The organism is Aromatoleum anaerobium, from assembly GCF_012910705.2.
Taxonomy (GTDB): Bacteria; Pseudomonadota; Gammaproteobacteria; order Burkholderiales; family Rhodocyclaceae; genus Aromatoleum; species Aromatoleum anaerobium.
The window spans coordinates 1,144,738-1,171,277 of sequence record NZ_WTVG02000040.1 but is presented as its reverse complement, the minus strand read 5'-3'; the positions used below and the strand labels follow the sequence as shown (position 1 = coordinate 1,171,277).

Annotated in this window: 20 protein-coding genes; 18 read left to right on the top strand and 2 right to left on the bottom strand. The window is 67.8% G+C overall.

The genetic code is table 11. The features are described 5' to 3' along the window. Positions 1-3: 3 nt before the first annotated feature. The 14 genes from GO606_RS20960 (at position 4) to GO606_RS20895 (ending at position 16,488) form a co-directional block, all read left to right on the top strand. Positions 4-1,758 carry a peptidoglycan D,D-transpeptidase FtsI family protein gene (locus GO606_RS20960; protein ID WP_169116565.1) on the top strand — a complete coding sequence of 585 codons (1,755 nt, stop codon included), beginning with the start codon at positions 4-6 and terminating at the stop codon, positions 1,756-1,758. Further along, positions 1,755-3,263 carry a UDP-N-acetylmuramoyl-L-alanyl-D-glutamate--2,6-diaminopimelate ligase gene (locus tag GO606_RS20955; RefSeq protein ID WP_169116566.1) on the top strand — a complete coding sequence of 503 codons (1,509 nt, stop codon included), beginning with the start codon at positions 1,755-1,757 and terminating at the stop codon, positions 3,261-3,263. Before GO606_RS20960 ends, GO606_RS20955 begins: the two co-directional genes overlap by 4 nt. Continuing rightward, on the top strand, positions 3,260-4,663 hold the full coding sequence (locus tag GO606_RS20950) for a UDP-N-acetylmuramoyl-tripeptide--D-alanyl-D-alanine ligase (protein ID WP_169116567.1): 1,404 nt from the start codon (positions 3,260-3,262) through the stop codon (positions 4,661-4,663). The genes GO606_RS20955 and GO606_RS20950 overlap by 4 nt, the downstream gene beginning before the upstream one ends. A 3-nt stretch (positions 4,664-4,666) precedes the next feature. Then, positions 4,667-5,755 carry a phospho-N-acetylmuramoyl-pentapeptide-transferase gene (gene mraY, locus GO606_RS20945; protein ID WP_169116568.1) on the top strand — a complete coding sequence of 363 codons (1,089 nt, stop codon included), beginning with the start codon at positions 4,667-4,669 and terminating at the stop codon, positions 5,753-5,755. Beyond that, positions 5,752-7,152, top strand: coding sequence for a UDP-N-acetylmuramoyl-L-alanine--D-glutamate ligase (murD, locus tag GO606_RS20940; RefSeq protein ID WP_169116569.1), 1,401 nt, complete (start codon positions 5,752-5,754; stop codon positions 7,150-7,152). Before mraY ends, murD begins: the two co-directional genes overlap by 4 nt. Further along, positions 7,149-8,381 (top strand): putative lipid II flippase FtsW, encoded by a 1,233-nt coding sequence (gene ftsW, locus GO606_RS20935; RefSeq protein WP_169116570.1) that lies wholly within the window; start codon positions 7,149-7,151, stop codon positions 8,379-8,381. The genes murD and ftsW overlap by 4 nt, the downstream gene beginning before the upstream one ends. Then, positions 8,378-9,448: an undecaprenyldiphospho-muramoylpentapeptide beta-N-acetylglucosaminyltransferase gene (gene murG, locus GO606_RS20930; protein ID WP_169116571.1), complete on the top strand. Its 1,071-nt coding sequence runs from the start codon at positions 8,378-8,380 to the stop codon at positions 9,446-9,448. Before ftsW ends, murG begins: the two co-directional genes overlap by 4 nt. Beyond that, positions 9,445-10,860 (top strand): UDP-N-acetylmuramate--L-alanine ligase, encoded by a 1,416-nt coding sequence (murC, locus tag GO606_RS20925; RefSeq protein ID WP_169116572.1) that lies wholly within the window; start codon positions 9,445-9,447, stop codon positions 10,858-10,860. The genes murG and murC overlap by 4 nt, the downstream gene beginning before the upstream one ends. A gap of 11 nt (positions 10,861-10,871) precedes the next feature. Further along, the gene (locus GO606_RS20920) at positions 10,872-11,786 is read left to right on the top strand and encodes a D-alanine--D-alanine ligase (protein WP_169116689.1); all 915 of its coding nucleotides are present in this window, start codon (positions 10,872-10,874) and stop codon (positions 11,784-11,786) included. After that, a complete protein-coding gene (locus GO606_RS20915) occupies positions 11,770-12,615 on the top strand; it encodes a cell division protein FtsQ/DivIB (protein ID WP_211166419.1) in 846 nt (281 codons plus the stop codon). The genes GO606_RS20920 and GO606_RS20915 overlap by 17 nt, the downstream gene beginning before the upstream one ends. Beyond that, positions 12,612-13,841 (top strand): cell division protein FtsA, encoded by a 1,230-nt coding sequence (gene ftsA, locus GO606_RS20910; RefSeq protein ID WP_169116574.1) that lies wholly within the window; start codon positions 12,612-12,614, stop codon positions 13,839-13,841. Before GO606_RS20915 ends, ftsA begins: the two co-directional genes overlap by 4 nt. Positions 13,842-13,983: 142 nt before the next feature. Further along, a complete protein-coding gene (gene ftsZ / locus GO606_RS20905; RefSeq protein ID WP_169116575.1) occupies positions 13,984-15,123 on the top strand; it encodes a cell division protein FtsZ in 1,140 nt (379 codons plus the stop codon). Between the two features lie 246 nt (positions 15,124-15,369). After that, positions 15,370-16,290: a UDP-3-O-acyl-N-acetylglucosamine deacetylase gene (lpxC, locus tag GO606_RS20900; protein ID WP_169116576.1), complete on the top strand. Its 921-nt coding sequence runs from the start codon at positions 15,370-15,372 to the stop codon at positions 16,288-16,290. Between the two features lie 9 nt (positions 16,291-16,299). After that, positions 16,300-16,488, top strand: a complete 189-nt coding sequence (locus tag GO606_RS20895) for a hypothetical protein (RefSeq protein WP_169116577.1) — start codon at positions 16,300-16,302, stop codon at positions 16,486-16,488. Positions 16,489-16,493: 5 nt separating this feature from the next. Here the strand turns inward: GO606_RS20895 and GO606_RS20890 are convergent, their stop codons facing one another. Next, the gene (locus tag GO606_RS20890) at positions 16,494-16,928 is read right to left on the bottom strand and encodes a DciA family protein (RefSeq protein WP_169116578.1); all 435 of its coding nucleotides are present in this window, start codon (positions 16,926-16,928) and stop codon (positions 16,494-16,496) included. 183 nt (positions 16,929-17,111) lie between these two features. Between GO606_RS20890 and secA the strand changes: the two genes are divergently transcribed. The 3 genes from secA to GO606_RS20875 all read left to right on the top strand — a co-directional run bounded on the left by secA (position 17,112) and on the right by GO606_RS20875 (position 24,576). After that, a complete protein-coding gene (gene secA, locus GO606_RS20885; RefSeq protein WP_169116579.1) occupies positions 17,112-19,835 on the top strand; it encodes a preprotein translocase subunit SecA in 2,724 nt (907 codons plus the stop codon). A gap of 171 nt (positions 19,836-20,006) precedes the next feature. Next, positions 20,007-21,245: a bifunctional glutamate N-acetyltransferase/amino-acid acetyltransferase ArgJ gene (gene argJ / locus GO606_RS20880; protein WP_169116580.1), complete on the top strand. Its 1,239-nt coding sequence runs from the start codon at positions 20,007-20,009 to the stop codon at positions 21,243-21,245. 259 nt (positions 21,246-21,504) lie between these two features. Continuing rightward, positions 21,505-24,576: an EAL domain-containing protein gene (locus GO606_RS20875; protein WP_169116581.1), complete on the top strand. Its 3,072-nt coding sequence runs from the start codon at positions 21,505-21,507 to the stop codon at positions 24,574-24,576. Positions 24,577-24,633: 57 nt separating this feature from the next. Here the strand turns inward: GO606_RS20875 and apaG are convergent, their stop codons facing one another. After that, complete coding sequence (gene apaG, locus GO606_RS20870; RefSeq protein ID WP_011236625.1) at positions 24,634-25,017, bottom strand: Co2+/Mg2+ efflux protein ApaG; 384 nt, start codon at positions 25,015-25,017, stop codon at positions 24,634-24,636. A gap of 132 nt (positions 25,018-25,149) precedes the next feature. On the opposite strand from apaG, the gene purB reads away from it, so the two are divergent. After that, positions 25,150-26,517, top strand: coding sequence for an adenylosuccinate lyase (gene purB, locus GO606_RS20865; protein WP_169116582.1), 1,368 nt, complete (start codon positions 25,150-25,152; stop codon positions 26,515-26,517). The last annotated feature ends 23 nt before the right edge of the window (positions 26,518-26,540 follow it).

The following is a 26,540-nucleotide window of genomic DNA, read 5'->3' as shown; positions in this document are numbered from 1 at the left end:
CGCATGAGGAAACAGCGCCCGTTGCCCTTCAACCACAACCCGCTGCTGAAGAACGGCCTTCCGGCATGGCGTTCGCGGCTGGTGATGTCCTGCCTCCTCGCATGCCTGCTGGCACTGGTCGGGCGTGCGTTGTATCTGCAGGGGGTCAACAACGAGTTCCTGCAGGCGAAGGGCGAATCGCGCTACGCCCGCGCGATCGAGGCGCCGGCAACGCGGGGCCGCGTCATCGACCGGCACGGCGACGTGCTGGCGATCAGCACGCCGGTGCGGTCGATCTGGGCAATTCCGTCGGACGCGCGGCTGTCGCCAGCGGACGCGCGCAAGCTCGCCGAGCTGCTTGAAACGAGTGTCGAGGAGCTGAACGGACGGCTCGCGACCAGTCACGACTTCGTCTATCTGAAGCGCCAGCTGTCGCCCGAACTGGCGCAGGAAATCGCCGCGCTGAAGCTTCCCGGCATCCACCAGCAGCAGGAATACCGGCGCTACTACCCGGGCGGTGAAGTGATGGCGCACGTGCTCGGTTTCACCGGCGTCGACGACAAGGGCCAGGAAGGCGTCGAGCTCGCATTCGACAAGCTGCTGACCGGCACGCCCGGCGCGCGGCGGGTCATCCGCGACCGGCGCGGCCAGGTTGTCGAGGATGTCGAGGCGATCCGTCCGCCGCACGACGGCCAGGACCTCGTGCTGGCGATGGACGCCAAGATCCAGTATCTCGCCTACTCCGCGCTGAACCAGGCGATGCAGACGCACAAGGCCAAGGCAGGCGCGGCGGTGGTGCTCGACGTGCGCACCGGCGAAGTGCTGGCGCTGGTCAACGCGCCGACCTACAACCCGAACAACCGTACCAACCTCAGCGGCGCACAGCTGCGCAACCGCGTCTTCACCGATACGTACGAGCCCGGCTCGACGATGAAGCCTTTCATCGTCGGACTCGCACTCGATCGCGGCAAGGTCGAGCCGACCACCGTCATCGACACCGCGCCGGGGCGGGTGTCGATCGGGCGGGCGACGATTTCCGACTCGCACCGGCACGGCGCGCTGACCGTTGCGCAAGTGATCCAGAAATCGTCGAACGTCGGCACGGTCAAAATGGCGATGAACCTCGCGCCGGAGGAAATGTGGCGCATGTTCAACGAGCTCGGTTTCGGCACGCCGCTCGATCTCGGCTTTCCCGGCGAAGCGAGCGGGCGGCTGCGTCCCGTGAAGACGTGGAAGCCGATCGAGCAGGCGACGATGTCGTTCGGCCACGGCATCTCCGTGAGCCTCATCCAGATGGCGCACGCCTATCTCGCGTTCGCGCGCGACGGCGAACTGCTGCCGCTTTCGCTGACGCGCGTCGACATCCCGCTGGCTGCCGGCAAGCGCGTGTATTCGGTCGAGACGGCGCGCCAGATGCGGTACATGCTCGAGCTCGCGGCCGGCCCCGGCGGCACCGCGCCGCGCGCGCAGATCCGCGGCTACCGCGTTGCCGGCAAGACCGGCACCGCCCACAAGCTCGAGGGCGGGCGATACGCGAACAAATATGTATCGTCCTTTGTCGGTTTCGCCCCGGCGTCCGATCCGCGACTTATCGTAGCGGTGATGATCGATGAACCTTCTGCCGGTCAATATTTTGGCGGGACGGTCGCGGCGCCGGTTTTCGCGCAGATCACCGAAGGCGCGTTGCGGGTCTTGGGCGTAGCGCCGGATGCGCCGCTCGTTCCGCTGCAGGTTGCCAGCAAGGCGGAGCAGGCACGAACCGCACGGAGGGGCATGTGAGCGCCGCCCGCGCCCGTGAAATCCTCGAACGGCTGCGTCTGGCCGGTGTCGCCGTGGCGGGCATCACGGCTGACTCGCGCCGCCTGCAGCGCGGCGAGCTGTTTGCCGCGTGGCCCGGATTCGCGACCGACGGTCGCCGCTACGTTGCCGCCGCCATCGAGCGCGGCGCCGCCGCGGTGCTGTGGGACGACAGCGACGGTATGCGGCTCGAAGCGCTGTCGGTGCCGGCCCTGCCGGTGCCCGGCTTGCGCAGCGTCGGCGGCTTCCTCGCGCACGAGATCCACGCCCGTCCGTCGCACAAGCTGTGGGTCGCCGGCGTGACGGGCACCAACGGCAAGACGACGGTGAGCCAGTGGCTCGCCGGCGCGCTGGCCGGGCTTGGCCTGCGCTGCGGCGTCATCGGCACGCTGGGCTGCGGTTTTCCCGGCCGGCTCGTCGATAGCGGCAATACGACGCCCGACGCGCTCGAACTGCACCGCATGCTCGCCGCGTTCGTCGCCGAGGGGGCTGGCGCGGCGGCAATGGAAGTGTCGTCGATCGGGCTCGACCAGGAGCGCGTCAATGGCGTCGAGTTCGACGTCGCGGTGTTCACGAACCTGACCCGCGATCATCTCGATTACCACGGCAGCATGGAAACCTATGCCGCGGCCAAGGCGCGCCTGTTCGACCTGCCGGGCATCCGCGCCGCGGTGATCAATCTCGACGACGGCTTCGGCCTCGCCCAGGCGCGGCGGCTCGCGGCGGGCGGTATGCCGGTGATCGGCTATACGCGCTTCGCGGACCGTGCCGGCGCGGTGCCGGGCGCGCGCATGCTGGTCGCAGCAGGGGAGCGGCACGTCCCGTCGGGCCTGCGCTTCGCGCTCGGCTGGGATGGCGGGCGTCATGACGTGCAGGTACGCATGGTCGCGCCATTCAATGTCTCGAACCTGATGGCGGTGATCGGATCGCTGCTGGCCCGCGACGTGCCGATCGGCGACATCCTGCGGACCGTGTCGCGGCTGACGCCGCCGGCGGGGCGCATGCAGCTGGTCGGCGGCGTCGGCGAGCCGCTCGTGGTCATCGACTACGCGCATTCGCCCGACGCGCTCGCCAAGGTGCTCGAGTCGGTGCGCAGCACGGCGCAGGGGCGGGGCGGGCGCGTGGTGTGCGTGTTCGGCTGCGGCGGCGACCGCGACGCGGGCAAGCGGCCGATGATGGGGGATGTCGCGCGCACGCTTGCCGACCGCGTCATCGTCACCAGCGACAACCCGCGCCGCGAGGATCCGCTGCAGATCATCGACGCGATCCTGCGGGGGGCCGGCCCCGACGCCGAACCGGTCGTCGATCGCGCGCAGGCGATCCGCCTCGCGATCGGCGAAGCGGGGGCCAACGACGTGATCGTGCTCGCCGGCAAGGGGCATGAGCCTTACCAGGAGGTGCTGGGCGTGCGCTTGCCGTTCTCCGACGTCGAGCAGGCGCGACTTGCGCTGCACGCATGGAATCGAAGCCAGGGGGCAGACCAATGATGACGCTGCACGAAGCGGCGCAAGCGCTGGGCGTCGTCGCGACGACACCCGGACATTTCAGCTCGGTGGGAACCGACAGCCGGAAGATCACGGCCGGGCAGCTTTTCGTCGCGCTGCGCGGCGAACGCTTCGACGGCCATGAATTCGTCGCTCAGGCGGCGGCCGAAGGGGCGGCAGCGGCGCTCGTCGATGCGCAGTGGGCGGGCACGCCGCCCGGGCCGGCGCCGTTGCCGCTGCTCGTCGTCGAGGACACGCGGCTCGCTCTCGGACGGCTCGCCGCGCACTGGCGGGCGCGCTTTGCGATCCCCGTGGTCGGGGTCACGGGCAGCAACGGCAAGACCACGGTCAAGGAGATGTGCACCGCGATCCTGCGCGCGCAGGCCCGGCGCGACGGCTACGGCGCAGAAACAGTGCTGGCGACGGCCGGCAACCTGAACAACGACATCGGCCTGCCGCTGACGCTGCTCGAACTGCGCGGCAGTCACCGCGCGGCGGTCGTCGAGATGGGCATGAACCGCCCCGGCGAGATCGCCTACCTCGCCGGCCTCGCGCGGCCGACCGTCGCGGTCGTGACGAATGCGCAGCGCGCGCATCTGCAGGGAATGGGCACGGTGATCGGGATCGCCCGCGAAAAGGGCGCGATCTACGAGGCGCTCGGGCCGGACGGGGTCGCAGTCATCAACGCCGACGATACGCAGGCGGGGTACTGGCGGAAGCTCAATGCGGCGCGTCGCGTCCTCACCTTTGCGCTCACGCCCGAGGCGGATGTCGCGGGCCTCTGCACGCTGCGCGGGCTCGGCTCGCATGTCGCCATGACGACTCCGGCGGGACGCATCGCCGTCGACCTGCAGGTGCCGGGCGAACACAACGCCCGGAACGCGACCGGGGCCGCTGCGGCGTGCCTTGCCGCCGGGGCGAGTCCCGCGGCCATCGCTGAGGGACTCGCGGCCTACACGGGCACGCGGGGACGGCTGCAGCGGCGTGCCGGGCCGAACGGCGCCGTGGTCCTCGACGACAGCTACAACGCGAATCCCGATTCGCTGCGCGCCGGGATCGACGTGCTCGCGGCGACGCCGGGGCAGAAGATCCTGGTCCTCGGCGACATGGGCGAAATCGGCTGGACCAGCGCACAGGTGCACGACGAGATCGGCGGCTATGCCAAAAGCAAGGGCGTGGACGCGCTGTTCGCGCTCGGCGAAATGAGCGCGGTGGCGGCGAGCAACTTCGGCGACGGCGGGCGTCATTTCGCCAGCGTCGAAGCGCTGGTCGCGGCGCTGACGAGAAAGCTCGATGCCGACACCGTGGTGCTCGTCAAAGGCTCGCGCTTCATGCGCATGGAACGGGTGGCGGACGCCCTTGCGGCGGTGCACAATGGCGCCCCCTCAACGGAAACAAAGTAATCGATGCTGCTCGAATTCGCCCTCTGGCTGGGCCAGGACATCCGCGCCTTCAATGTGTTCGGCTACATCACGTTGCGCACCGTCATGGCGGCGATGACCGCGCTGCTGATCTCGTTCGCCTTCGGCCCGGCGCTGATCCGCTGGCTCGCGGCGAAGAAGATCGGCCAGGCGGTGCGCGACGACGGGCCGAAATCCCACCTGACGAAGGCCGGCACGCCGACGATGGGCGGCGCGCTGATCCTCATCGCGATCGCCGTCACGACGCTGCTGTGGGGCGACCTGCGCAACCAGTACGTGTGGGTGACGCTGCTGGTGACGCTCGGTTTCGGCGCGGTCGGCTGGGTCGACGACTGGCGCAAGGTCGTGCGTCGCGATCCGAAAGGGCTCGCGAGCCGCTGGAAATACCTGTGGACGTCGCTGATCGCGCTCGCCGCGGCGCTGTTCCTCGGCCTGACGGCGAACGAACCGGCGCAGACCGAGCTGATCGTGCCGTTCTTCAAGGCCGTGTCGTACCCGCTCGGGATGCTGGGCTTCGTCGCGCTGTCGTATTTCGTCATCAACGGCACGAGCCATTCGGTGAACCTCACCGACGGGCTCGACGGCCTGGCGATCATGCCGACGGTGATGGTCGCAGGCGCGCTGGCGATCTTTGCGTATGTCGCCGGCCATGCCGGGTTCTCGAAATACCTCGGCGTGCCATACATCGCCGGCGCCGGCGAACTCGCGGTGTTCTGCGGCGCGCTGGCCGGCGCCGGGCTCGGCTTCCTGTGGTTCAACGCGTATCCGGCCGAAGTGTTCATGGGCGACGTCGGCGCGCTCGCGCTCGGCGCGGCGCTGGGCACGGTGGCGGTCGTCGTCCGGCAGGAGATCGTGCTGTTCATCATGGGCGGGCTGTTCGTCGCCGAGACGCTGTCGGTGATGGTCCAGGTGCTGTATTTCAAGGCCAGCGGCGGCAAGCGCATCTTCCGCATGGCGCCGCTGCATCACCACTACGAGCTGGGCGGCTGGAAGGAAACCCAGGTGGTCGTCCGCTTCTGGATCATCACGATCATGCTGGTCCTGTTCGGCCTGTCGACGCTGAAGCTGCGATGAGCGCACTGACCGGAAAACACGTTCTGGTTCTCGGGCTGGGCGAGTCCGGGCTCGCGATGGCGCGCTGGTGTGCGCTGCGCGGGGCGCGCCTGCGTGTCGCCGACAGCCGGCAGACGCCTCCCGGGCTCGACGCGCTGCGTGCCGATGCCCCGCTGGCCGAGATCGTCGCCGGGAACTTCGGCGCGGAGGTGCTGCGCGGCATCGACCTGGTCGCGCTCAGTCCGGGGCTCGACCCGCGGGTCGGCGTCGCCGCCGAAGCGCGCCGCCGCGGATTGCCGCTGACCGGCGAGATGAGCCTGCTCGCCCAGGCGCTCGACGAACTCGGGGTGCGGGCGCAGACCCGCATCCTTGCGATCACCGGCACCAACGGCAAGACCACCACCACCGCGCTCACCGCGGCCCTCGCGCAATCGGCAGGGCTGGACGCGGTGGCGGCGGGCAACATCAGCCCGGCCGCGCTCGACGTGCTGATGGACCGGCTGGCACAGGGCGCACCGCTGCCCGAGTGCTGGGTGCTCGAGCTGTCCAGCTTCCAGATCGAGACGATGCGTGCGCTCGACCCCGAGGCCGCGACGGTGCTCAACGTCACTGATGACCATCTCGATCGCTATGCCGACCTCGACGAATACGCTGCCACCAAGGCCGCGATCTTCGAGGGCCGCGGCGTGCAGGTGCTCAACCGCGACGATGCACGGGTGGCGGCGATGGCCTTGCCCGGACGCGCGCTGATCCGGTTCGGCACTTCGGCGCCGGCGGCGACGGACGACTACGGCATCGCGGACGCTGCCGGCGAAGCCTGGCTGGTGCGCGGATCGCAACGCCTGCTCGCGCTGGCCGACCTGCCTCTGGCGGGCCGGCACAACGCCGCCAATACGCTGGCCGCGCTGGCCTTGTGCGAAGGCGGCCTGGGCATCGCGCCGCAGCGCCTGACCGACGCTGTCGTCGCGTTTCGCGGCCTGCCGCATCGGGTCGAACTGGTCGCCGAGCGCGGCGACGGCGTGCGCTTCTATGACGACTCCAAAGGTACCAACGTCGGCGCTACCGTGGCTGCGCTCGACGGGATGGATTGCCCGGTCGTGCTGATCGCCGGCGGCGACGGCAAGGGGCAGGACTTTTCGCCGCTGCGCGAAGCCGTCGCGCGCCATGCGCGCGCGGTGGTGCTGATCGGGCGGGATGCGGCCCGCATCGAGTCGGCGCTGCAAGGGTCGGCGGTCGCGATCGAGCGTGCCCCCGACCTCGACGCCGCGGTCGTCCGCGCCAGCGAGCAGGCGCAGGCCGGCGACGCGGTGCTGCTGTCGCCCGCCTGCGCGAGCCTCGACATGTTCCGCAACTACGCGCACCGCGCCGAAGTGTTCATCGCCGCGGCGCGGCGGCTGCCGCAGGTGCGCGCCGTATGAAACTCGCCAGCGCGTTCGCCGGTTTCTTTGCCGCGCGCCCGGAAAACCACGGCACGCAGACGAGCCGCGCCGTCAACCGCCTGATGCGCCCGGCCGATTCGCTGCGCGAACTCGATCCGCTGCTGATCTGGTCGGCGGCGGGGCTCCTGCTGATCGGGCTGGTGATGGTCTATTCGTCGTCGATCGCGACCGCCGAAGGCAGCCGCTTCACCGGCCACCAGTCGCATTACTTCCTGCTGCGGCACGCGATATTCCTGGCGGCCGGGGTCGGCGCCGGGCTCGCTGCGTTCCAGCTGTCGATGCGCCAGTGGCAGCGCTTCGCGCCGTGGCTGTTCCTCATTGGCGTCGTGCTCCTCGTCATTGTGCTGATCCCGGGCGTCGGCCGCGAGGTCAACGGCGCGCAGCGCTGGTTGCCGCTCGGGCCGCTGAACCTGCAGCCGTCGGAGCTGATGAAGCTGTTCGTCGCGCTGTATGCCGCCGACTACACGGTGCGCAAGTTGCCCGACATGGGCAGTTTTCGTCGCGGCTTCCTGCCGATGGCGGCGATGATCCTGCTGGTCGGCTTCCTGCTGCTCGGCGAGCCCGATTTCGGCGCCTTCGTCGTCATCACCGCGATCGCGTTCGGCGTGCTGTTCCTCGGCGGCATCAACGTCCGGGTGTTCGCGCTGCTTGCGCTCGTCGCGGTGATCGGCTTCATGCTGCTGATCTGGCTGTCGCCGTATCGCCGCGACCGCATCTTCGGCTTCATGGACCCGTGGCAGGACGCGTTCGGCAAGGGCTACCAGCTGTCGCACGCGCTGATCGCGTTCGGCCGGGGGGAATGGTTCGGCGTGGGGCTCGGCGCGAGCGTCGAGAAGCTGTTCTACCTGCCGGAGGCGCACACGGATTTCCTCCTCGCGGTGATCGCCGAGGAGCTCGGTTTCGCCGGGGTGCTGACGGTGATCGCGCTGTTCGCGATCCTGATTCATCGCGCGCTCGTCCTCGGGCGCGAGGCGGTCAAGCTGGAGCGCTATTTTTCCGGCCTCGTCGCGATGGGCATCGGACTGTGGCTCGGTGTCCAGTCGTTCATCAACATGGGCGTCAACATGGGTTTGCTGCCGACCAAGGGTCTGACGTTGCCGCTGATGAGTTTCGGCGGCTCGGGCATCGTCGCCAACTGCCTCGCGCTGGCGATCCTGCTGCGCATCGACTGGGAAGTGCGCCAGTTGAAGCGGGGGACCGCAGCATGAAAACGCTGCTCGTGATGGCCGGCGGCACCGGCGGCCACATCTTCCCCGGTGTTGCCGTCGCCGAGCAGTTGCGCGGGCGCGGCTGGCGCATCGTGTGGATGGGCAACCCGGACGGGATGGAAGCGCGGATCGTGCCGCAGCACGGTTACGAGACCGCATGGGTGCGCTTTGGCGCGCTGCGCGGCAAGGGCCTGCTGCGCAAGCTGCTGCTGCCGCTGAACCTGCTGCGCGGCTTCTGGCAGGCGCAGGGCGAATTGCGGCGCATCCGGCCCGATGTCGTGCTCGGCATGGGCGGCTACGTCACCTTTCCCGGCGGCATGATGGCGGCGCTGCTGGGCCGTCCGCTGGTGCTGCACGAACAGAATTCGGTCGCCGGGCTCGCCAACCGCGTGCTCGCCGGCGTTGCCGACCGGGTGCTGTCGGGTTTCCCGCATGCGCTGAAGAAGGCCGGCTGGGTCGGCAATCCGGTGCGCGCCGACATCGCCGCGGTGGCGCCGCCCGATGAACGCTTCGCCGGGCGCAGCGGGCCGCTGAAGCTGCTGATCGTCGGCGGCAGCCTCGGCGCGGCGGTGCTGAACGACACCGTGCCGAAAGCCCTCGCGCGGATCGACAAGGCGCAGCGGCCGATCGTCACGCACCAGGCCGGCGCGAAGCAGATCGAAGCGCTGCGCGCGGCGTACGCGGCGGCCGGCGTCGAGGGCGAACTGCTGCCGTTCATCAACGACATGGCGGCGAAATATGCAGAGGCGGATCTCGTGGTCTGCCGTGCCGGCGCGCTGACGGTCGCGGAACTCGCCGCGGTCGGCGCGGCGAGCCTGCTGGTGCCGTTCCCGCACGCCGTCGACGACCACCAGACGGGTAACGCCCGCTTCCTCGCCGATCGCGGCGCGGCCTACCTGCTGCCGCAGCCCGAGCTCGATGCGGAGCGGCTGGCAGGCATCATCACGAGCCTCGCCCGCGAGCGCCTGCTCGACATGGCGACGAAGGCGCGGGCGCTGGCGAAGCCGCGCGCGGCCGAAGCCGTTGCACAGGTCTGCGAGGAACTCGCAGCCGGGAGAAAACAGTGAAACACAAGGTCAAGCGCATCCACTTCGTCGGCATCGGCGGCGCCGGCATGAGCGGGATCGCCGAAGTGCTGGCGAACCTCGGCTACATCGTCAGCGGCTCGGATCTGGGCGAGAACGCCGCGACGCGGCGCCTCACCGCGCTCGGTGTGCGCGTGATGTCCGGCCATGCGGCCGACAACGTCGCCGACGCCGACGCGGTGGTGATCTCGACCGCAGTGCGCAACGACAATCCGGAAGTCGTCGCAGCGCGATCGCGTCATGTGCCGGTCGTGCCGCGCGCGCAGATGCTCGCCGAACTGATGCGCCTCAAGCACGGCATCGCGATCGCCGGCACGCACGGCAAGACGACGACCACTTCGCTGGTCGCGAGCATCCTCGCCGAAGGCGGCATGGACCCGACTTTCGTCATCGGCGGCAAGCTCAATGCCGCCGGCGCGAACGCGCGGCTCGGCAAGGGCGATTTCCTCGTCGCCGAAGCCGACGAATCGGACGCGTCCTTCCTGCTGCTGACCCCGGTGATTTCGGTCGTCACGAACATCGACGCGGACCACATGGACACCTACGGGCACGACTTCGCGCGGCTCAAGCAGGCGTTCGTCGATTTCCTGCAGCACCTGCCGTTCTACGGCGTCGCGGTGCTGTGCGAGGACGACCCGCACGTGCGCTCGATCATGCCGCTGGTGTCGAAGCAGGTCGTGCGCTACGGCCTGTCCGAGAGCGCCAACATCCGCGCCGAGAACGTCCGCGCCGAAGGCGGGCGGATGCTGTTCGACGTCGTGCGCACCAACGGTTCGGTGAGCCGGCTGCCGATCGAACTGAACCTGCCCGGCGTGCACAACGTGCTGAACGCGCTCGCGGCGATCGCCGTGGCGACCGAAGTGCAGGTGCCGGATGCGGCGATCATCAAGGCGCTGGCCGAATTCCGCGGCGTCGGGCGGCGCTTTCAGCGCTATGGCGAGGTGGCGCTGCGCGACGCCGCGGGCACGCCGCAAGGCAGCTGCACGCTGATCGACGACTACGGCCACCACCCGGTCGAGATGGCGGCGACGCTCGCTGCGGCGCGCGGAGCGTTCCCGGGGCGGCGGCTCGTGCTGGCGTTCCAGCCGCACCGCTTCACGCGCACGCGCGACTGTTTCGAGGATTTCGTCAAGGTGCTGTCGACCGTCGATGCGCTGCTGCTCGCCGAAGTCTATGCGGCAGGCGAAGCGCCGGTCGTCGCGGCCGACGGCCGCTCGCTGGCGCGGGCGATCCGCGTCGCGGGCAAGGTCGAGCCGGTGTTCGTCGAAGACATCGACGAGATGCCGGCGACGATTCTCGCGGCGGCGCGCGACGGCGATGTGGTGATCACGATGGGCGCCGGCTCGATCGGCGCGGTGCCCGGCAAACTGGCAAACAACGAGGAACTGGTGTGAGCGGCAACGGCGTGGGGGCAAAATTCGGGAAAGTCGCGGTGCTGCTCGGCGGCACGTCCGCCGAGCGGGAAGTTTCGCTGATGTCCGGCAACGCGGTGCTGGCGGCCTTGCAGGCGGCGGGCGTCGATGCACACGGCTTCGACCCGGCGCAACAGGATCTGCACATCCTCAAGGAGCAGGGTTTTGAGCGCGCGTTCATCGCGCTGCATGGCCGCGGCGGCGAGGACGGCACGGTGCAGGGGCTGCTGGAACTGCTGAAGATCCCCTACACCGGCAGCGGCGTGATGGCGTCCGCGCTGGCCATGGACAAGTGGCGCACCAAGATGGTGTGGGCCGCGTGCGGCCTGCCGACGCCGCGCTACGCGATCCTCGCCGCGGACACCGACTGGGACGCCGTCGTCGCCGAGTTGGGGCTGCCGATCTTCGTCAAGCCGGTGCATGAAGGCTCGAGCATGGGCGCGACGAAAGTCACTGCGGCCGGCCAGCTCAAGGCGGCGTGGGCGCTCGCGGCGCGCTTCGACGACCTCGTGCTGGCCGAGGAATTCGTCGCCGGCGCCGAGCTGACGGTGCCCTTCCTCGGCGAGCGTGCGCTGCCGGTGATCCGCATCGAGGCGCCGGGCGGGAAGTACGACTACCAGAACAAGTATTTCACCGACGACACCCGCTACCTGTGCCCGAGCGGCCTGCCCGCCGAACAGGAGCAGGCGCTGCAGGCGCTGGTGATGAAGAGCGCGCGGGTGCTCGGCTGCCGCGGCTGGGGCCGCGCCGACCTGATGCTGACCGCGGACGGCCGGCCGTACCTGCTCGAGATGAACACTTCGCCCGGCATGACCGGTCATTCGCTGGTGCCGATGGCGGCCAAAGCCGTCGGGCTGGACTTCACCGCGCTGTGCCTGGCGATCCTGGAGGATGCGCGCCTTGGCTGACATCCGTCCCCGCCACGCGTTGCGCCACGGCGGCCTCGGCGGCGGCCGGACGCCGGGACGCGCGCGTGAAAAGGAAGGATTGTGGGACAAGCCGGCGACGCTGAACCTGATTTCCGACGTGCTGATGCTGTTTGCCGCGGTCGCGCTCGGCTATGCGCTCGTGGTGTGGTTCCTGTCGCGGCCGCTTTTTCCGCTGCGCGAAGTCGTCGTGCTGGCGCCGCCGGCGCAGGTCACGACGGCGCAGCTCGAATACGTCGCGCGCACCGCGATCCGCGGCAATTTTTTCTCGGTCGACCTCGAGCAGGTGCGCGGGGTGTTCGAGAAGCTGCCGTGGGTGCGCCGCGCCGAAGTGCGACGGCGCTGGCCGGACGTCCTCGAACTGCGGCTCGAGGAGCACCAGGCGGCGGCGTACTGGACGGTGTCGGAGAGCGGCGAATCGCAGCTCGTGAATCGCTACGGCGAAGTGTTCATCGCCGCGAGCAATGCCGACATCCCGGCTTTCTCGGGTCCGCAGGGCTCGGCGGCATACATCCAGGCGCGGCATCGCGAGTTCGAGCGCGTGCTCGAGCCGCTCGGTCGGCGTCTCGTCGGCCTCGCGCTGTCGGCGCGCCAGGCGTGGCAGCTGCGCCTCGACGACGGCCTGGTGATCGTGCTCGGCCGGGACCATGAAAAGGCCCCGACCGATCAGCGGCTGGCGCGCTTCGTTCATGCATGGCCGAACGCGCGCGACAGCGTCGGAGTACAGGTTGCGGTAGCGGATCTCCGCTATCCGAGCGGATTCGCGCTCACTCCGGTGGGCGACTTGAAAGCAACGAAAGGCAAGCAATGAGCAAGGAATACAAGGACTTGGTCGTCGGCCTCGATATCGGTACCGCCAAGGTCACCTGCATGGTGGCCGAGTCGCGCCCGGATGGGCGCCTCAATGTCATCGGGCTCGCGACGCAGCCGACGAGCGGCCTCAAACGCGGCGTGGTCGTGAATATCGAGGCCACCGTCGATGCGATCGCGCGCGTGATCCAGGAAGTCGAGCAGATGGCTGACTGCAAGGTCCGCGACGTCTATACCGGCATCGCCGGCAGCCACATCAAGAGCTTCAACTCCAACGGCATGGTGGCGATCAAGGACAAGGAGGTCACGCCGCTGGACGTCGAGCGCGTCATCGAGGTCGCGCGCGCGATGCCGATCCCGGCCGAGCAGCAGATCCTGCACATCCTGACCCAGGAGTTCATCATCGACGGCCAGGGCGGCGTGCGCGAGCCGATCGGCATGAGCGGCGTCAAGCTCGAGGTCAAGGTGCATATCGTCACCGGCGCGGTGTCGGCGGCGCAGAACGTCATCAAGTGCGTGCGCCGCTGCGGCCTCGAGGTCATGGACCTGATCCTGCAGCCGCTCGCGTCGAGCTACGCGGTGTTGACCGAGGACGAGAAGGACCTCGGCGTGTGCCTCGTCGACATCGGCGGCGGCACGACCGACATCGCCGTCTTCACTCACGGCGCGATCCGCCACACGGCAGTGCTGCCGATCGCCGGCGACCAGGTCACCAACGACATCGCGATGGCACTGCGCACGCCGACCTCCGAGGCCGAGGAGATCAAGATCCGCCACGGCGTCGCGCTGCACACCCTCGCCGACCCCGAGGAGATGATCGAAGTGCCCGGTGTCGGCGACCGGCCGCCGCGGCCGCTGTCGCGCCAGCGTCTGGCAGACGTCATCGAACCGCGGGTTTCCGAACTGTTCGAGCTGGTGCAGGCGGAATTGCGCCGCAGCGGCTACGAGGAGCTGCTGTCGTCGGGGGTCGTGCTGACCGGCGGTTCCTCGGTGATGCTGGGCATGGTCGAGCTCGGCGAGGAAGTGTTCCACATGCCGGTGCGTATCGGCTCGCCGCAGTATGCCGGCGGGCTCGCGGACGTGGTGTGCCAGCCGCGTTACGCGAACGCGATGGGGCTGGTGATGGAAGGGTCCGCGCAGCGCCGGCGGGGCATGCTGGCGCGCGAAACGCGCAGTGTCCGCCAGGTGTTCGGGCGGATGAAGTCATGGTTCGAGAAGAATTTCTGAGCGGACGTCGAATCGTCCGTGGAATTTGAAAGTGCGCCCGTGTCGATCGCCTATTTAGTTATAAAATTTCCGTTTGACACTAAATACAGGGTAAGCCGGGTGCCCGATGCGCAAAACGGTTGATATTCAGGAGACGAGGCAAATGATCGAAATCGTTGAGAAGGAACAGACCGGCACGGTGATCAAGGTGATCGGCGTCGGCGGAGCGGGTGGTAACGCCGTCGACCACATGATCCGCGAGAATGTGCAGGGCGTGGAGTTCATCGTCGCCAACACCGACGCCCAGGCGCTGAGCCGCTGCCTCGCGTCGAACAAGATCCAGCTCGGCAGCTCCGGGCTCGGTGCCGGCTCGAAGCCCGAGGCCGGCCGGGCCGCCGCCCAGGATTCGCGCGACGCCATCGCCGCGGCGCTCGACGGCGCGCACATGTGCTTCATCACCGGCGGCATGGGCGGCGGCACCGGCACCGGCGCCGGCCCGGTGGTTGCCGAGATCGCGAAGGAGATGGGCATCCTGACCGTCGCGGTCGTCACCAAGCCGTTCGACTTCGAGAACCGCCTGCGCGTTGCCGAAAGCGGTGTCGAGGAACTGACGCGCTACGTCGATTCCCTGATCATCGTGCTCAACGACAAGCTGCTCGAAGTGTATGGCGACGACGCCGGCTTCGAAGACTGCTTCCGTTCGGCCGACAACGTGCTGCGCAGCGCGGTGGGCGGCATCGCCGAGATCATCAATGTTCCCGGCCTCGTCAACGTCGACTTCCAGGACGTGCGCACCGCGATGGGCGAGATGGGCCGCGCGATGATGGGCTCGGCCGAAGCCGGTGGCCTCGATCGCGCGCGCATCGCCGCCGAGCAGGCTGCCGTGAGCCCGTTGCTCGAAGGCACCGAACTGTCGGGCGCGCGCTGCGTGCTGATCAACATCACCGCCAGCCGCTCGCTCAAGATGTCGGAAGTGCGCGACGCAGTGAAGACGGTGCAGGCGTTCGCCGCCCCCGAAGCCTTCGTGAAATACGGCACCGTGTTCGACGAGACGATGGAAGACCGCGTGCGCGTGACCGTCGTCGCGACCGGCCTCGGGGCGCCGCGCACCGGACGCCAGCCGGTGATGCAGGTCGTGCAGGGTACGGGCACTTATGGCCCGCTCGGCGGCAACGTCAATATGGCCAATCTCGACGTCCCCGCCGTGATCCGCCACACCCGCCGCACCACCGTCGAGGCGATGAGCGCAAACGGCATGGGCACGTACGACATCCCGGCTTTCCTGCGCAAGCAGGCCGACTGACACCGCCCGGGTCCCGTCCCGTTCGACGGGCGCCCTGAGCGCGGACCGCTGCCTCCGGTCCGCGCTCAGGGCGCCCGTGGCCGCTCCACGTTCCCGCCTCGTGATTTCCCCTGGAGCGAAACGCTCCTGCGGCGGTCCAATGAACCGTTGCGGGCAGTACCGGCCGTGGACCCGCACGGTGGGCGGGTTCCGGGCGGCGCCGGTTGCCGTGTTAAACTGCTGGCCGGAAACAGGAATAATTCAAAAATGATCAGGCAGCGCACCCTCAAATCGCTCGTCAAGGCCACCGGCGTCGGCCTGCACGGCGGACGCAAGGTCCAGCTCGTGTTGCGACCGGCGGCGCCCGACACGGGGGTCGTCTTTCACCGCGTCGATCTCGATCCGCCGGTGGATCTGCCCGCCGATCCGTATTCCGTCTGCGACACGCGCATGTGTTCCGGGCTGGAGCGCGACGGGGCGAAAGTGGGCACCGTCGAGCACCTGATGTCCGCAGTGGCCGGTCTCGGCATCGACAACCTTCACGTCGATGTCGATGCACCCGAGATTCCTATCCTCGACGGCAGCGCCGGCCCGTTCGTGTTTCTGCTGCAGTCGGCGGGCATCGAGGAGCAGAAGGCACCGAAGCGCTTCCTGCGCGTCAAAAAGGCGGTCGAGTACCGCGAGGACGACAAGTGGGTGCGGCTCGAGCCGCACGACGGTTTCCGGCTGACGTTCTCGATCGTCTTCGACCACCCGGCGATCAGCAAGACCTCGACCAGCGTGACCGTCGATTTTGCTGAACATTCGTACGTGCGCGACGTCGCCCGTGCCCGAACCTTCGGGTTCATGCAGGATGTCGATTCGATGCGCGCCCACGGGCTGGCCCTCGGCGGCAGTCTCGACAACGCGATCGTCATGGACGAATACCGCGTGCTCAATTCCGATGGCCTGCGCTACGTCGATGAGTTCGTCAAGCACAAGGTGCTCGACGCGATCGGTGACCTGTATCTGTGCGGCCACCCGCTGCTCGCGGCCTACAGCGCGCACAAGGCCGGGCACGCGCTGAACAACCAGATCCTGCGGGTCCTGCTCGAGGACCGGTCGGCGTGGGAAATCGTCACCTTCGAGCAGCCGGGGCTGACTCCCGCCGCGGTGAGCCATCAGTTCGAACTCGCGCCGGCGACCTGATCCCCGACGATGCTGGTCATTCGTCTTCTCGCAGTCCTCGCGGCGATCGGCATCGGCGCCTCGCTGATCGCGTGGATGCTGACCGGCAATCCCCGTTATCGCCGCTGGGCGTGGAATTTTCTTCGCGCCGGCCTCGTCGTCGTCTTCGTATTCCTCGCGCTGCTCGCGCTCGAGCGGGTGTTCCTGCCGCTCGTGTGAGCGCGTCAGCCGGCCCGGCTGCGGTTGATCAGCCGTTCGAGCGATTCGCGCAGCGGCGAATCGGCCGGCAGGCTCGATGAAAAATCGGCGAGGCTGCGCCGCCCCGCGTCCGACAACCTGCGGTCCGGGGCCGGGCGCGGCGCTTCGCGCTCCTCGATCACCTGGACCTTCACCTGGATCGTCCGGATCGGCAGGCCGGCCGCGCCGAACTGTTCCGCGAGGGTCGGGGCAATCTGCTTGAGCCGCGCCGCGACGGCCCCGCCATGCGCGAGCAGCACGAGGGTGTCGTTCTTGACGTTGGCGACCGCGCAGGCGGATGCCAAGGCCGGCGGCAGGTGCTGTTCCAGCACCGCCTGCAGTTTGCGCAGGCGCGCCGCGTGGTCGCGCAAGCGCGCCAGCGCATCGCCGGTGCCGAGAAAACGCTGGATAAGCTGGGTCATTGAAGGGCGCTCGCGGTCATCCGGCATGGTAGGTTTCGCGTCCCCTGTCCGCAAGCGCCGCGAGGATGGCCCCGGTCACCGGCCGGCAGCGCGACGCCGACCGGGACGCCGACTTGCAATGCGGATCGATTCCAGCCACATGCTAAACTTGCGCCTTTGCCGAATCGCCTGACCCCACCATCCATGATCTCCGGCCTACTCAAGAAAATTTTCGGCAGTCGCAACGAGCGCCTGATCCGCCAGTATTCCCAGACCGTACGCGCGATCAATGCGCTCGAGCCGGAAATCTCCGCGCTGTCGGACGAGGCCTTGCAGGCGAAAACTGCCGATTTCAAGCAGCGGGTCGCCAACGGAGAGGCGCTCGACAGCATCCTGCCGGAAGCATTCGCGGTGGTGCGCGAGGCCGGCAAGCGGGTGCACGGCATGCGGCACTTCGACGTGCAGCTGATCGGCGGCATGGTGCTGCACAACGGCAAGATTTCGGAAATGCGCACCGGCGAAGGCAAGACGCTCGTCGCGACGCTGCCGGCCTATCTGAACGCGCTCACCGGCAAGGGCGTGCATGTCATCACCGTCAACGACTACCTCGCGAGCCGTGACGCGGAGTGGATGGGGCGCATCTACGGCTTCCTCGGCCTCACCACCGGCTGCAACCTGTCGCGCTTGGGACACGAGGCGAAGCAGGCCGCCTACGCCGCCGACATCACCTACGGGACGAACAACGAGTTCGGCTTCGACTACCTGCGCGACAACATGGTCTATTCGGTCGGCGAGCGGGTGCAGCGCGGGCTGAACTTCGCGATCGTCGACGAGGTCGATTCGATCCTCATCGACGAGGCGCGCACGCCGCTGATCATCTCGGGGCAGGCCGAAGACCACACCGACCTCTACCTCAAGCTCAACCAGGTCGCGCCGATGCTGACCGAGCAGGAAGGCGAGGGCGACGACGTCACCCGGCCGGGCGACTACACGCTCGACCTGAAGGCGCGCCAGGTGTTGCTGACCGAACAGGGCCACGAGAACGCCGAGCAGATCCTGACCCGCATGGGCCTGCTCGCCGAAGGCACGAGCCTCTACGACCCGGGCAACATCCTGCTCGTGCATCACCTGTACGCCGCGTTGCGCGCGCATGCGCTGTACCACAAGGACCAGCATTACGTGGTGCAGAACAACGAAGTCGTCATCGTCGACGAGTTCACCGGCCGCCTGATGGCCGGCCGGCGCTGGTCCGACGGCCTGCACCAGGCGGTCGAGGCGAAGGAAGGCGTGCGCATCCAGGCCGAGAACCAGACGCTCGCGTCGATCACCTTCCAGAACTATTTCCGCATGTACGGCAAGCTCGCCGGCATGACCGGCACGGCCGACACCGAAGCCTTCGAATTCCATTCGATCTACGGCCTCGAGACCGTCGTCGTGCCGACGAATCGTCCGATGATCCGCAAGGACGAGAACGACAAGGTCTATCGCACCGCGAAAGAGAAGTGGGACGCGGTCATCGCCGACATCCGCGGCTGCGTCGAGCGCGGCCAGCCGGTGCTGGTCGGCACGACGTCGATCGAGATCAACGAGTTCCTGTCGGGCGAGCTGAACCGCGTCAAGCTGCCGCACCAGGTGCTGAACGCGAAGCAGCACGAGCACGAAGCGGAGGTCGTCGCGCAGGCGGGCCGCCCCGGAGTCATCACGATCGCGACGAACATGGCCGGCCGCGGCACCGACATCGTGCTCGGCGGCAGCATCGAGCGGCAGCTCGCCGCGGTACGCGACGACGAGACGCTGACGCCGGAGCAGAAGGAGACGCGCACGGCCGCGCTGCGCGAGGAGTGGAAGCCGGTGCACGAGCAGGTGCTCGCCAACGGCGGCCTGCATATCATCGGCACTGAGCGGCACGAGTCGCGCCGCATCGACAACCAGCTGCGCGGCCGCGCGGGACGCCAGGGCGATCCGGGCAGTTCGCGCTTCTACCTGTCGCTCGAAGATCCGCTGATGAAGATCTTCGCCGGCGAGCGCCTGAACGCGATCATGGTCCGGCTGAAGATGCCCGAAGGCGAGGCGATCGAGCACGCGATGGTGACGCGCTCGCTCGAATCGGCGCAGCGCAAGGTCGAGCAGCGCAACTTCGACATCCGCAAGCAGCTGCTCGAATACGACGACGTCGCCAACGACCAGCGCCGCGTCATCTATCAGCAGCGCAACGAGCTGCTCGAGAGCGAGGACATCTCGGAGACGGTCCGCGCGATGCGCCAGGGCGTGCTGCACGACAGCTTCCGCCTCCACGTGCCGGTCGACAGCGTCGAGGAACAATGGGACATCGCGGCGCTCGAACAGGCGCTCGCCGCCGAGTTCCAGCTCCGGCTGCCGGTCGGCGAATGGCTCAAGGCGGAACCGAACCTCGACGACGAGACCATCCTCAAGCGCATCCTCGCCGCCGCCGAGGAGGCATACGCGGCGAAGATCGCGCAGGTCGATCCGGTCGCGTGGCACCAGTTCGAGCGCAACGTGATGCTGCAGAGCCTCGACACCCACTGGCGCGAGCACCTCGCGGCGCTCGATCACCTGCGGCAGGGCATCCACCTGCGCGGCTATGCGCAGAAGAATCCGAAGCAGGAATACAAGCGCGAGGCCTTCGAACTGTTCGAGACCCTGCTCGATACCGTGCGCAACGACGTCGCGAAGCTGCTGATGACGGTCCAGGTGCGCACCGAGGCCCAGCTCGAGGAGGCGGAGGCACCGCCCGAACTCGAGAACGTGCAGTACCAGCACGCGGCCTTCGACGAGGCGCTCGGCATCGCTGCCGACCCGGGGGCCGCGCAGGCATCGCCCGCCGCCGGACTGAAGGTCGGTCGCAACGATCCGTGCCCGTGCGGATCGGGCAAAAAATACAAGCATTGCCACGGCAAACTGAGCTGAGGCGCGAGGCGCGAGGCGCGAGGCGCGGGGAATTGCCGGGACTCGCGTCCGGAGCGCTCGCGTGATCGCCTGCCGCCTGGCCCGAATTTCAGTTATCCCCGGCATGGCCGACCCTGTTGACCGTGGCAACGGGCGGCCTTCCACCTCGTATCTTCTTCGATGGAGAAAACCATGCCTGTGAATCTGACCGCTGCGCAGCCGTCCGATCTCCTTCCGGTGCCCGGCGTTCGCGTCGGGGTCGCGGAGGCCGGGATCCGCAAGGCCAACCGGCGTGACCTGACGCTGATCGAGCTTGCGGCGGGCAGCCGCGTGGCCGGTGTCTTCACCCTCAACCGCTTCTGTGCGGCACCGGTGCAGCTGTGCAAGCAGCACATCGCCGGTGGCGAGGTGCGTGCGCTGGTCATCAATACCGGCGTCGCGAACGCCGGCACCGGCGAACAGGGGCTTGCAGACGCCCACGCGACCTGCGTCGCGGTCGGCCGCGCACTGGGCGTCGCGCCCGAGCAGGTGCTGCCGTTCTCGACCGGCGTGATTCTCGAACCGCTGCCCGTGGACCGCCTGATCGCCGGGCTGCCCGCCGCGCACGCGGATTTGCGCGAAGACGGGTGGTTCGATGCGGCACACGCGATCATGACGACCGACACGCTGGCGAAGGCGGTGTCGCGGCAGGTGGAGATCGGCGGTCGCACCGTCACCCTGACCGGCATCAGCAAGGGCGCCGGCATGATCAAGCCGAACATGGCGACGATGCTCGGCTTTCTCGCCTGCGACGCAGCCGTCTCGCAGGCCCTGCTCGATGCGCTGACGAAGGAGGCTGCGGACCTGTCGTTCAACAGCATCACGGTCGATGGCGACACCTCGACCAACGACTCGTTCATCGTCGTCGCCACCGGCCAGGCCGGCAACGCCGAGATCGCCGATCCGCTCGGCCCGGACTTCCATGCGCTGCGCGACGCAGTCATCGACGTGTCGATCCGGCTCGCGCAGGCGATCGTCCGCGACGGCGAGGGCGCGACCAAATTCATGACGATCGCGGTTGAAGGCGGTCTCGACATCGTCGAATGCCGCAAAGTGGCGTACGCGATCGGCCAGTCGCCGCTCGTCAAGACCGCGTTCTTCGCGTCGGACCCGAACCTCGGCCGCATCCTCGCCGCGATCGGCTATGCCGGCATCCAGGACCTGGACGTCGGGCGCCTGCGCGTGTGGCTCGGCACCGCGGCCGAAGAGGTGCTCGTCGCCGAACTCGGCGGCCGCGCTCCGACCTACCGCGAGGAGGACGGCGCCCGGGTGATGAAGGAGGCCGAGATCACCGTGCGTGTCGACCTCGGGCGGGGCCGTGCACGGGCGACCGTGTGGACATGCGATCTTTCGTACGACTACGTGAAGATCAACGCTGACTACCGCAGCTGATTGCAGCGCAGTTCCCGGCGCCCGACGATCCGGCGCGTGCGGGGGGTCGCCGGCGAGAATCGCCGGCTGCGCTCGCGGCGCCTCGCTGTACCCAGCAAATCGTCGCTCGCCTGTTGATTTGTGCACGCGATTCAGCCAGGGGCGAAGCCATAATATCGCCATTTTGCGTGCGGCCGATTTAATGCCGGAAGCATGAAAGGCGGCGTATATTCGTCAGGGCCCGTCGCGGCCCCGGACGGCGAATGGCTTAGACAAAGGCATGAACCTGCAATCGAAAATCTGGCTGGGCGTCGCGGCCGTGATCGTCACGATCATGACCGCCGACCTGTATCTCGGCTATCGCGGCATCGAAAAGCAGGTGCGCGCCGAACTCGACGAGAATGCACGCGTCGTGCGGGCGCTGTTGATGGCGACGCGGCGGGTGTATCACCACCAGTTCGTCGCCAGCGGCTTGCCGGTCGACAAAAAAACCATCGGCTTTCTGCCGGCGCATGCGTTGTCCCGCATCTCGAGCGATTTCCCTCGATGGATCAAGACCGGCTTGCGGTTCAACAACGTCTCGGACCGTCCGCGCAATCCGGCCAATGGAGCCGATGCGCACGAGCGGGCTGCGATGGACTGGTTTCGCGAGCATCCGACAGCCAGCGAACGCATCGCCGAAATTCGCGACGAGGCCGGGCGAGAGCTCTATCACTTCACCGCGCCGATCTGGCTCGAGCCGTATTGCATGGGCTGCCATGGCGAGCGCGAGGCCGCGCCCGCGACGATCCGCGACACTTATGGGGAGGCCTACGGATACAAGGTCGGCGACCTGCGCGGTCTCATGAGCATCAAGCTGCCGATGGACGAGGTGCGGGTTCGTGCGGCGGAGGTCTGGTGGCAACAGTTCGGCCTGCGCAGCGGAGGCTATGGGCTGCTCCTGGTCCTGCTCGGCGGGCTGCTGCAGCGACTCGTGGTGCGGCCGCTGCGCGAGTTGCGCACGGTCACGCAGCAGTTGGAGCGTGGCGAGCTGTCGGCCCGCGCGAGGGTGCGGGGACGCGACGAGATGGCCGAACTGGCGACCAGTTTCAACGACCTGGCGGCAGCGCTCGCATGCCATGACGCGCAATATGCCCGGCTGAACCGGATCTATGCGGCGCTCTCGGCGACCAACCAGATGATCGTGCGGGTCGACAGCGAGCCCGAGTTGCTGCGGCGCATCTGCGAAATCGCGGTGGAGCATGGCGGGGTGGCGCTGGCATGGATCGGACGCCGCGATCCGGACAGCGGCAACCTCATCCCGGTGGCGCGTTTTGGCGCAGGTGTCGAGTATGTTGACGGACTGGTGATTGCGCTCGATCCGTCCGCTCCCGCATCCGCCGGGCCGGCTGCCACCGCGTGGCGCAGCAATCGTCCGGTTGTCATTCAGGATTATCTTGCCGAGAGTGCGACACGGCCCTGGCATCCCCAGGCGCGCGAATTCGGATGGCGCGCGGCCGCAGCGTTTCCGATCCTGCGCGGCGGGCAGGTGAATCTGGTGCTCAATCTCTACGACACCGCCGTCCAGGGGTTCGATGTCAAGATGCAAGACCTGGTCGCCGAGATGGTGACCGATATCGGCTACGCGCTCGACCGCATCGACCTGGTCGCCGAGCAGGCGCGAACCAGCGCCGCGCTGCGCGAGAGCGAAGTGAAATACCGCAAGGTGCTCGAAACGTCGCAGGACGGGTTCTGGCTGCTCGACCGCGACGGCCTGCTGACCGAAGTCAATGACGCCTACCTCGAGTTCTCGGGTTATCGCCGCGATGAACTGGTGGGCATGCACGTTACGCAGCTCGATGCCTCCGATACCTCGGAGGTGGTGCGGCATATCGAATCCATCGTCGAGGACGGCAGCGCCACTTTCGAGACGCGCCACCGTACGAAATCGGGCGAAATCAAGCCGGTCGAAGTCAGCGTCACGTTCGATAGCGGGCGCGCAGCATGTTTCTCGGTGTTCGTGCGCGACCTGTCGCGGCGCGACGAGGCGCAGGAGCATATCCGGCGCCTGTCCCATTTCGACACGCTCACCGGGCTGCCCAACAGCAGCCTGTTCGCGGACCTGTTGCGCCAGGCGATCGGAAACGCGCAACGCAGCGGCGAGTCGCTGAGCGTGATGTACGTCGACATCGATCACTTCCAGCACATCAACGACACGCTCGGCCATCGCATCGGCGACAGGCTGCTGGTCGAGATCGCCGAACGTTTCCGGAATGCCATGCGCGCGGAAAACACGCTGGCACGTCTCGGCGGAGACGAGTTCCTGATCCTGCTGCCGCACGCTCAGGCCGAGAGCGCCGCCCATGTGGCCGAGAAACTGATCGTCGTCGCCGCCGACCCGATGCTGATCGAAGGTCACGAGATGCTGGTGACGTCGTCGATCGGCATCGCGATGTATCCGGCTGATGGCGAGGACTTCGAGACGCTGCTGCAGAGGGCCGATACCGCGACGAACCGGGCGAAGAGCGACGGGCGCAACGCTTACCGGTTCTTTACCGCGGAGATGCAGCAGCGTTCGGCGCGCACGCTGCGGCTCGAGGCTGCGCTGCGGCGCGCGCTGGAGCGCAACGAACTGGTGCTGCACTATCAGCCGCAGATCGATCTCGTCGACTTCGGGCGCGTGGCCGGCGTCGAGGCGCTGATCCGCTGGCAACATCCGGAGCTCGGGCTGGTGTCGCCGGCGGAGTTCATTCCGATTGCGGAGAGCAGCGGGCTGATCCTGCCGATCGGGGAGTGGGTCATGCAGACTGCGCTCCTGCAACTCAAGGCGTGGCAACTCGCCGGGCTGCCGCTGGGCCAGGTGGCGGTCAACCTGTCGGCGCACCAGTTCCGCCAGCAGAACCTGCCCGCCACCGTGGCGCGCATTCTCGCCGAAGCGGGCCTGCCCGCCAGTTGCCTGGAACTCGAGCTGACCGAAAGCGCGATGATGGATGATCCTGTCGCGGCGGGGGCGATGATGGACGCGCTGCACCGGGATGGCGTGCGCATGTCGATCGACGATTTCGGCACCGGGTATTCGTCGCTCAATTACCTCAAGCGCTTTCGCATCGACAAGCTCAAGATCGACCAGTCGTTCGTGCGCGACCTGACCCAGGACACCGAAGGCGAAGCCATCGTCGAGGCGATCGTCAGTCTCGCCCGCACGCTGAGGTTCCGCACGATCGCGGAAGGCGTGGAAAAACCGGAACAGCTCGCCTTTCTGCGCGCGAGCGGTTGCCAGGAGGTGCAGGGCTACCTGTTCAGCCGGCCGCTGCCGCCTGACGAACTGGCCGTGTGGCTGCGCGCGTGGCGTCCGGAACTGGCAGGGAAATGAATTCCCGCATTCGAATTCCCGGATTCGCCTCCCTCCGCCGGCAGGCGGAGACCGGGCTCAGTGCAGCACGCGCGGCATCGCCAGCATGAAGGCTGGAATCTCGGCGTCGAAACGGTGGCCGTCCTCGGCCGCCATCTGGTAGCTGCCCTGCATCGTGCCGACCGGGGTTTCGAGGACGGACCCGCTCGAATAGCTGAACTGCTGTCCCGGCGCGAGCATCGGCTGTTCGCCGATCACTCCGAGTCCGCGCACTTCCTGGACTTTGCCCGCGCCGTCGGTGATGACCCAGTGCCGGCTGATCAGCTGGGCGGGCACTTCGCCGGTGTTCGTCAGCGTGATGTGGTAGGCAAAAACGTAGCGGTTTTCGTCCGGGTCGGATTGTCCCGGTACAAACTCGGCGATGGCTTCCACCTCGATGCGATATTTTTCGGATTCGCTCATAGTCTGGTCTCTCGGCTGGGGCGGGTTTGATGGTTCGACAAGTTGTTCGGACGAGCGGCGAACATCGTCGCCGGCGAACGCTCGCCACGGGCCCGGAAGGGTAAAATAGCACCTTTGCCCGGAAATTCCCTTATGTCCGTTTCGCCCCTGACTGCTCTTTCTCCGCTTGACGGCCGTTACCACGACAAGGTCGCGGGCCTGCGTGAACACTTCTCCGAGCATGGCCTGATCCGCAACCGGGTGAAAGTCGAAGTCGCCTGGCTGAAGGCGCTCGCCGCCGAACCGGGCCTCGCCGAGATCGCGCCGTTCTCCGCGGCCACCGTCGCCGAACTCGATGCCCTGGTCGCCGATTTCTCGCCCGCCGACAGCGAAGCGGTCAAAGCGATCGAGGCGACCACGAACCACGACGTCAAGGCGATGGAGTACTGGCTCAAGGCGCGCCTCGGGCATAACGCCGAAGTCACGAAAGTCTCCGAGTTCATCCATTTCGCGTGCACCTCGGAAGACATCAACAACACCTCGCACGCGCTGATGCTGCGCGAGGGGCGTGACACGGTGCTGCTGCCGGCGCTCGATCGCGTCATCGCCCGGGTGCGCGAACTGGCGCACCAGCACGCCGACCTGGCGATGCTGTCGCGCACCCACGGCCAGCCGGCGAGTCCGACGACGCTCGGCAAGGAGATGGCCAACATCGCTGCGCGCCTGATCCGCGCACGTGCCGCGATCGCCCGCGTGTCGCTGACGGCGAAGTTCAACGGCGCGGTCGGCAACTACAACGCCCACCTGTCGGCGTGGGACGAGTTCGACTGGGAAGGCTTCAACCGCGGCTTCATCGAATCGCTCGGCCTCGAATTCAACCCGTACACGATCCAGATCGAGCCGCACGACGCGATGGCCGAGCTCTTCGATGCGATGGCGCGCACGAACACGATCCTGATCGATGCCTGCCGCGACTTCTGGATGTACATCTCGCTGGGCTACTTCAAGCAGAAGCTCAAGGAAGGCGAGGTCGGCTCGTCGACGATGCCGCACAAGGTCAATCCGATCGATTTCGAGAACGCCGAAGGCAACCTCGGCATCGCCAACGGCGTGCTGCGTCATTTCTCGGAAAAGCTGCCGGTGTCGCGGATGCAGCGCGACCTGACCGACTCGACGGTGCTGCGCAACATGGGTGTCGGTTTCGGCCACATGGTGCTGGCGCTCGATTCCTGCCTGCGCGGGCTGAACAAGCTCGAAGCCGAACCGGCGCGGCTCGCGGCCGACCTCGGCGGCGCGTGGGAAGTGCTTGCCGAGCCGGTGCAGACGGTGATGCGCCGCTTTGGCATCGAGAACCCGTACGAACAGCTCAAGGCGATGACGCGCGGCAAAGGCATCACGCGCGAGGCGCTGCACGAGTTCATCCGCAGCCTCGCGATTCCCGAAGCCGACCGGGCGCGGCTGCTGGCGATGACGCCGGCGAGCTACGTCGGCAAGGCAGCTGCGCTCGCGAAGCGCATCTGAAGGCCCCCTTGCGCCGGGTCTCG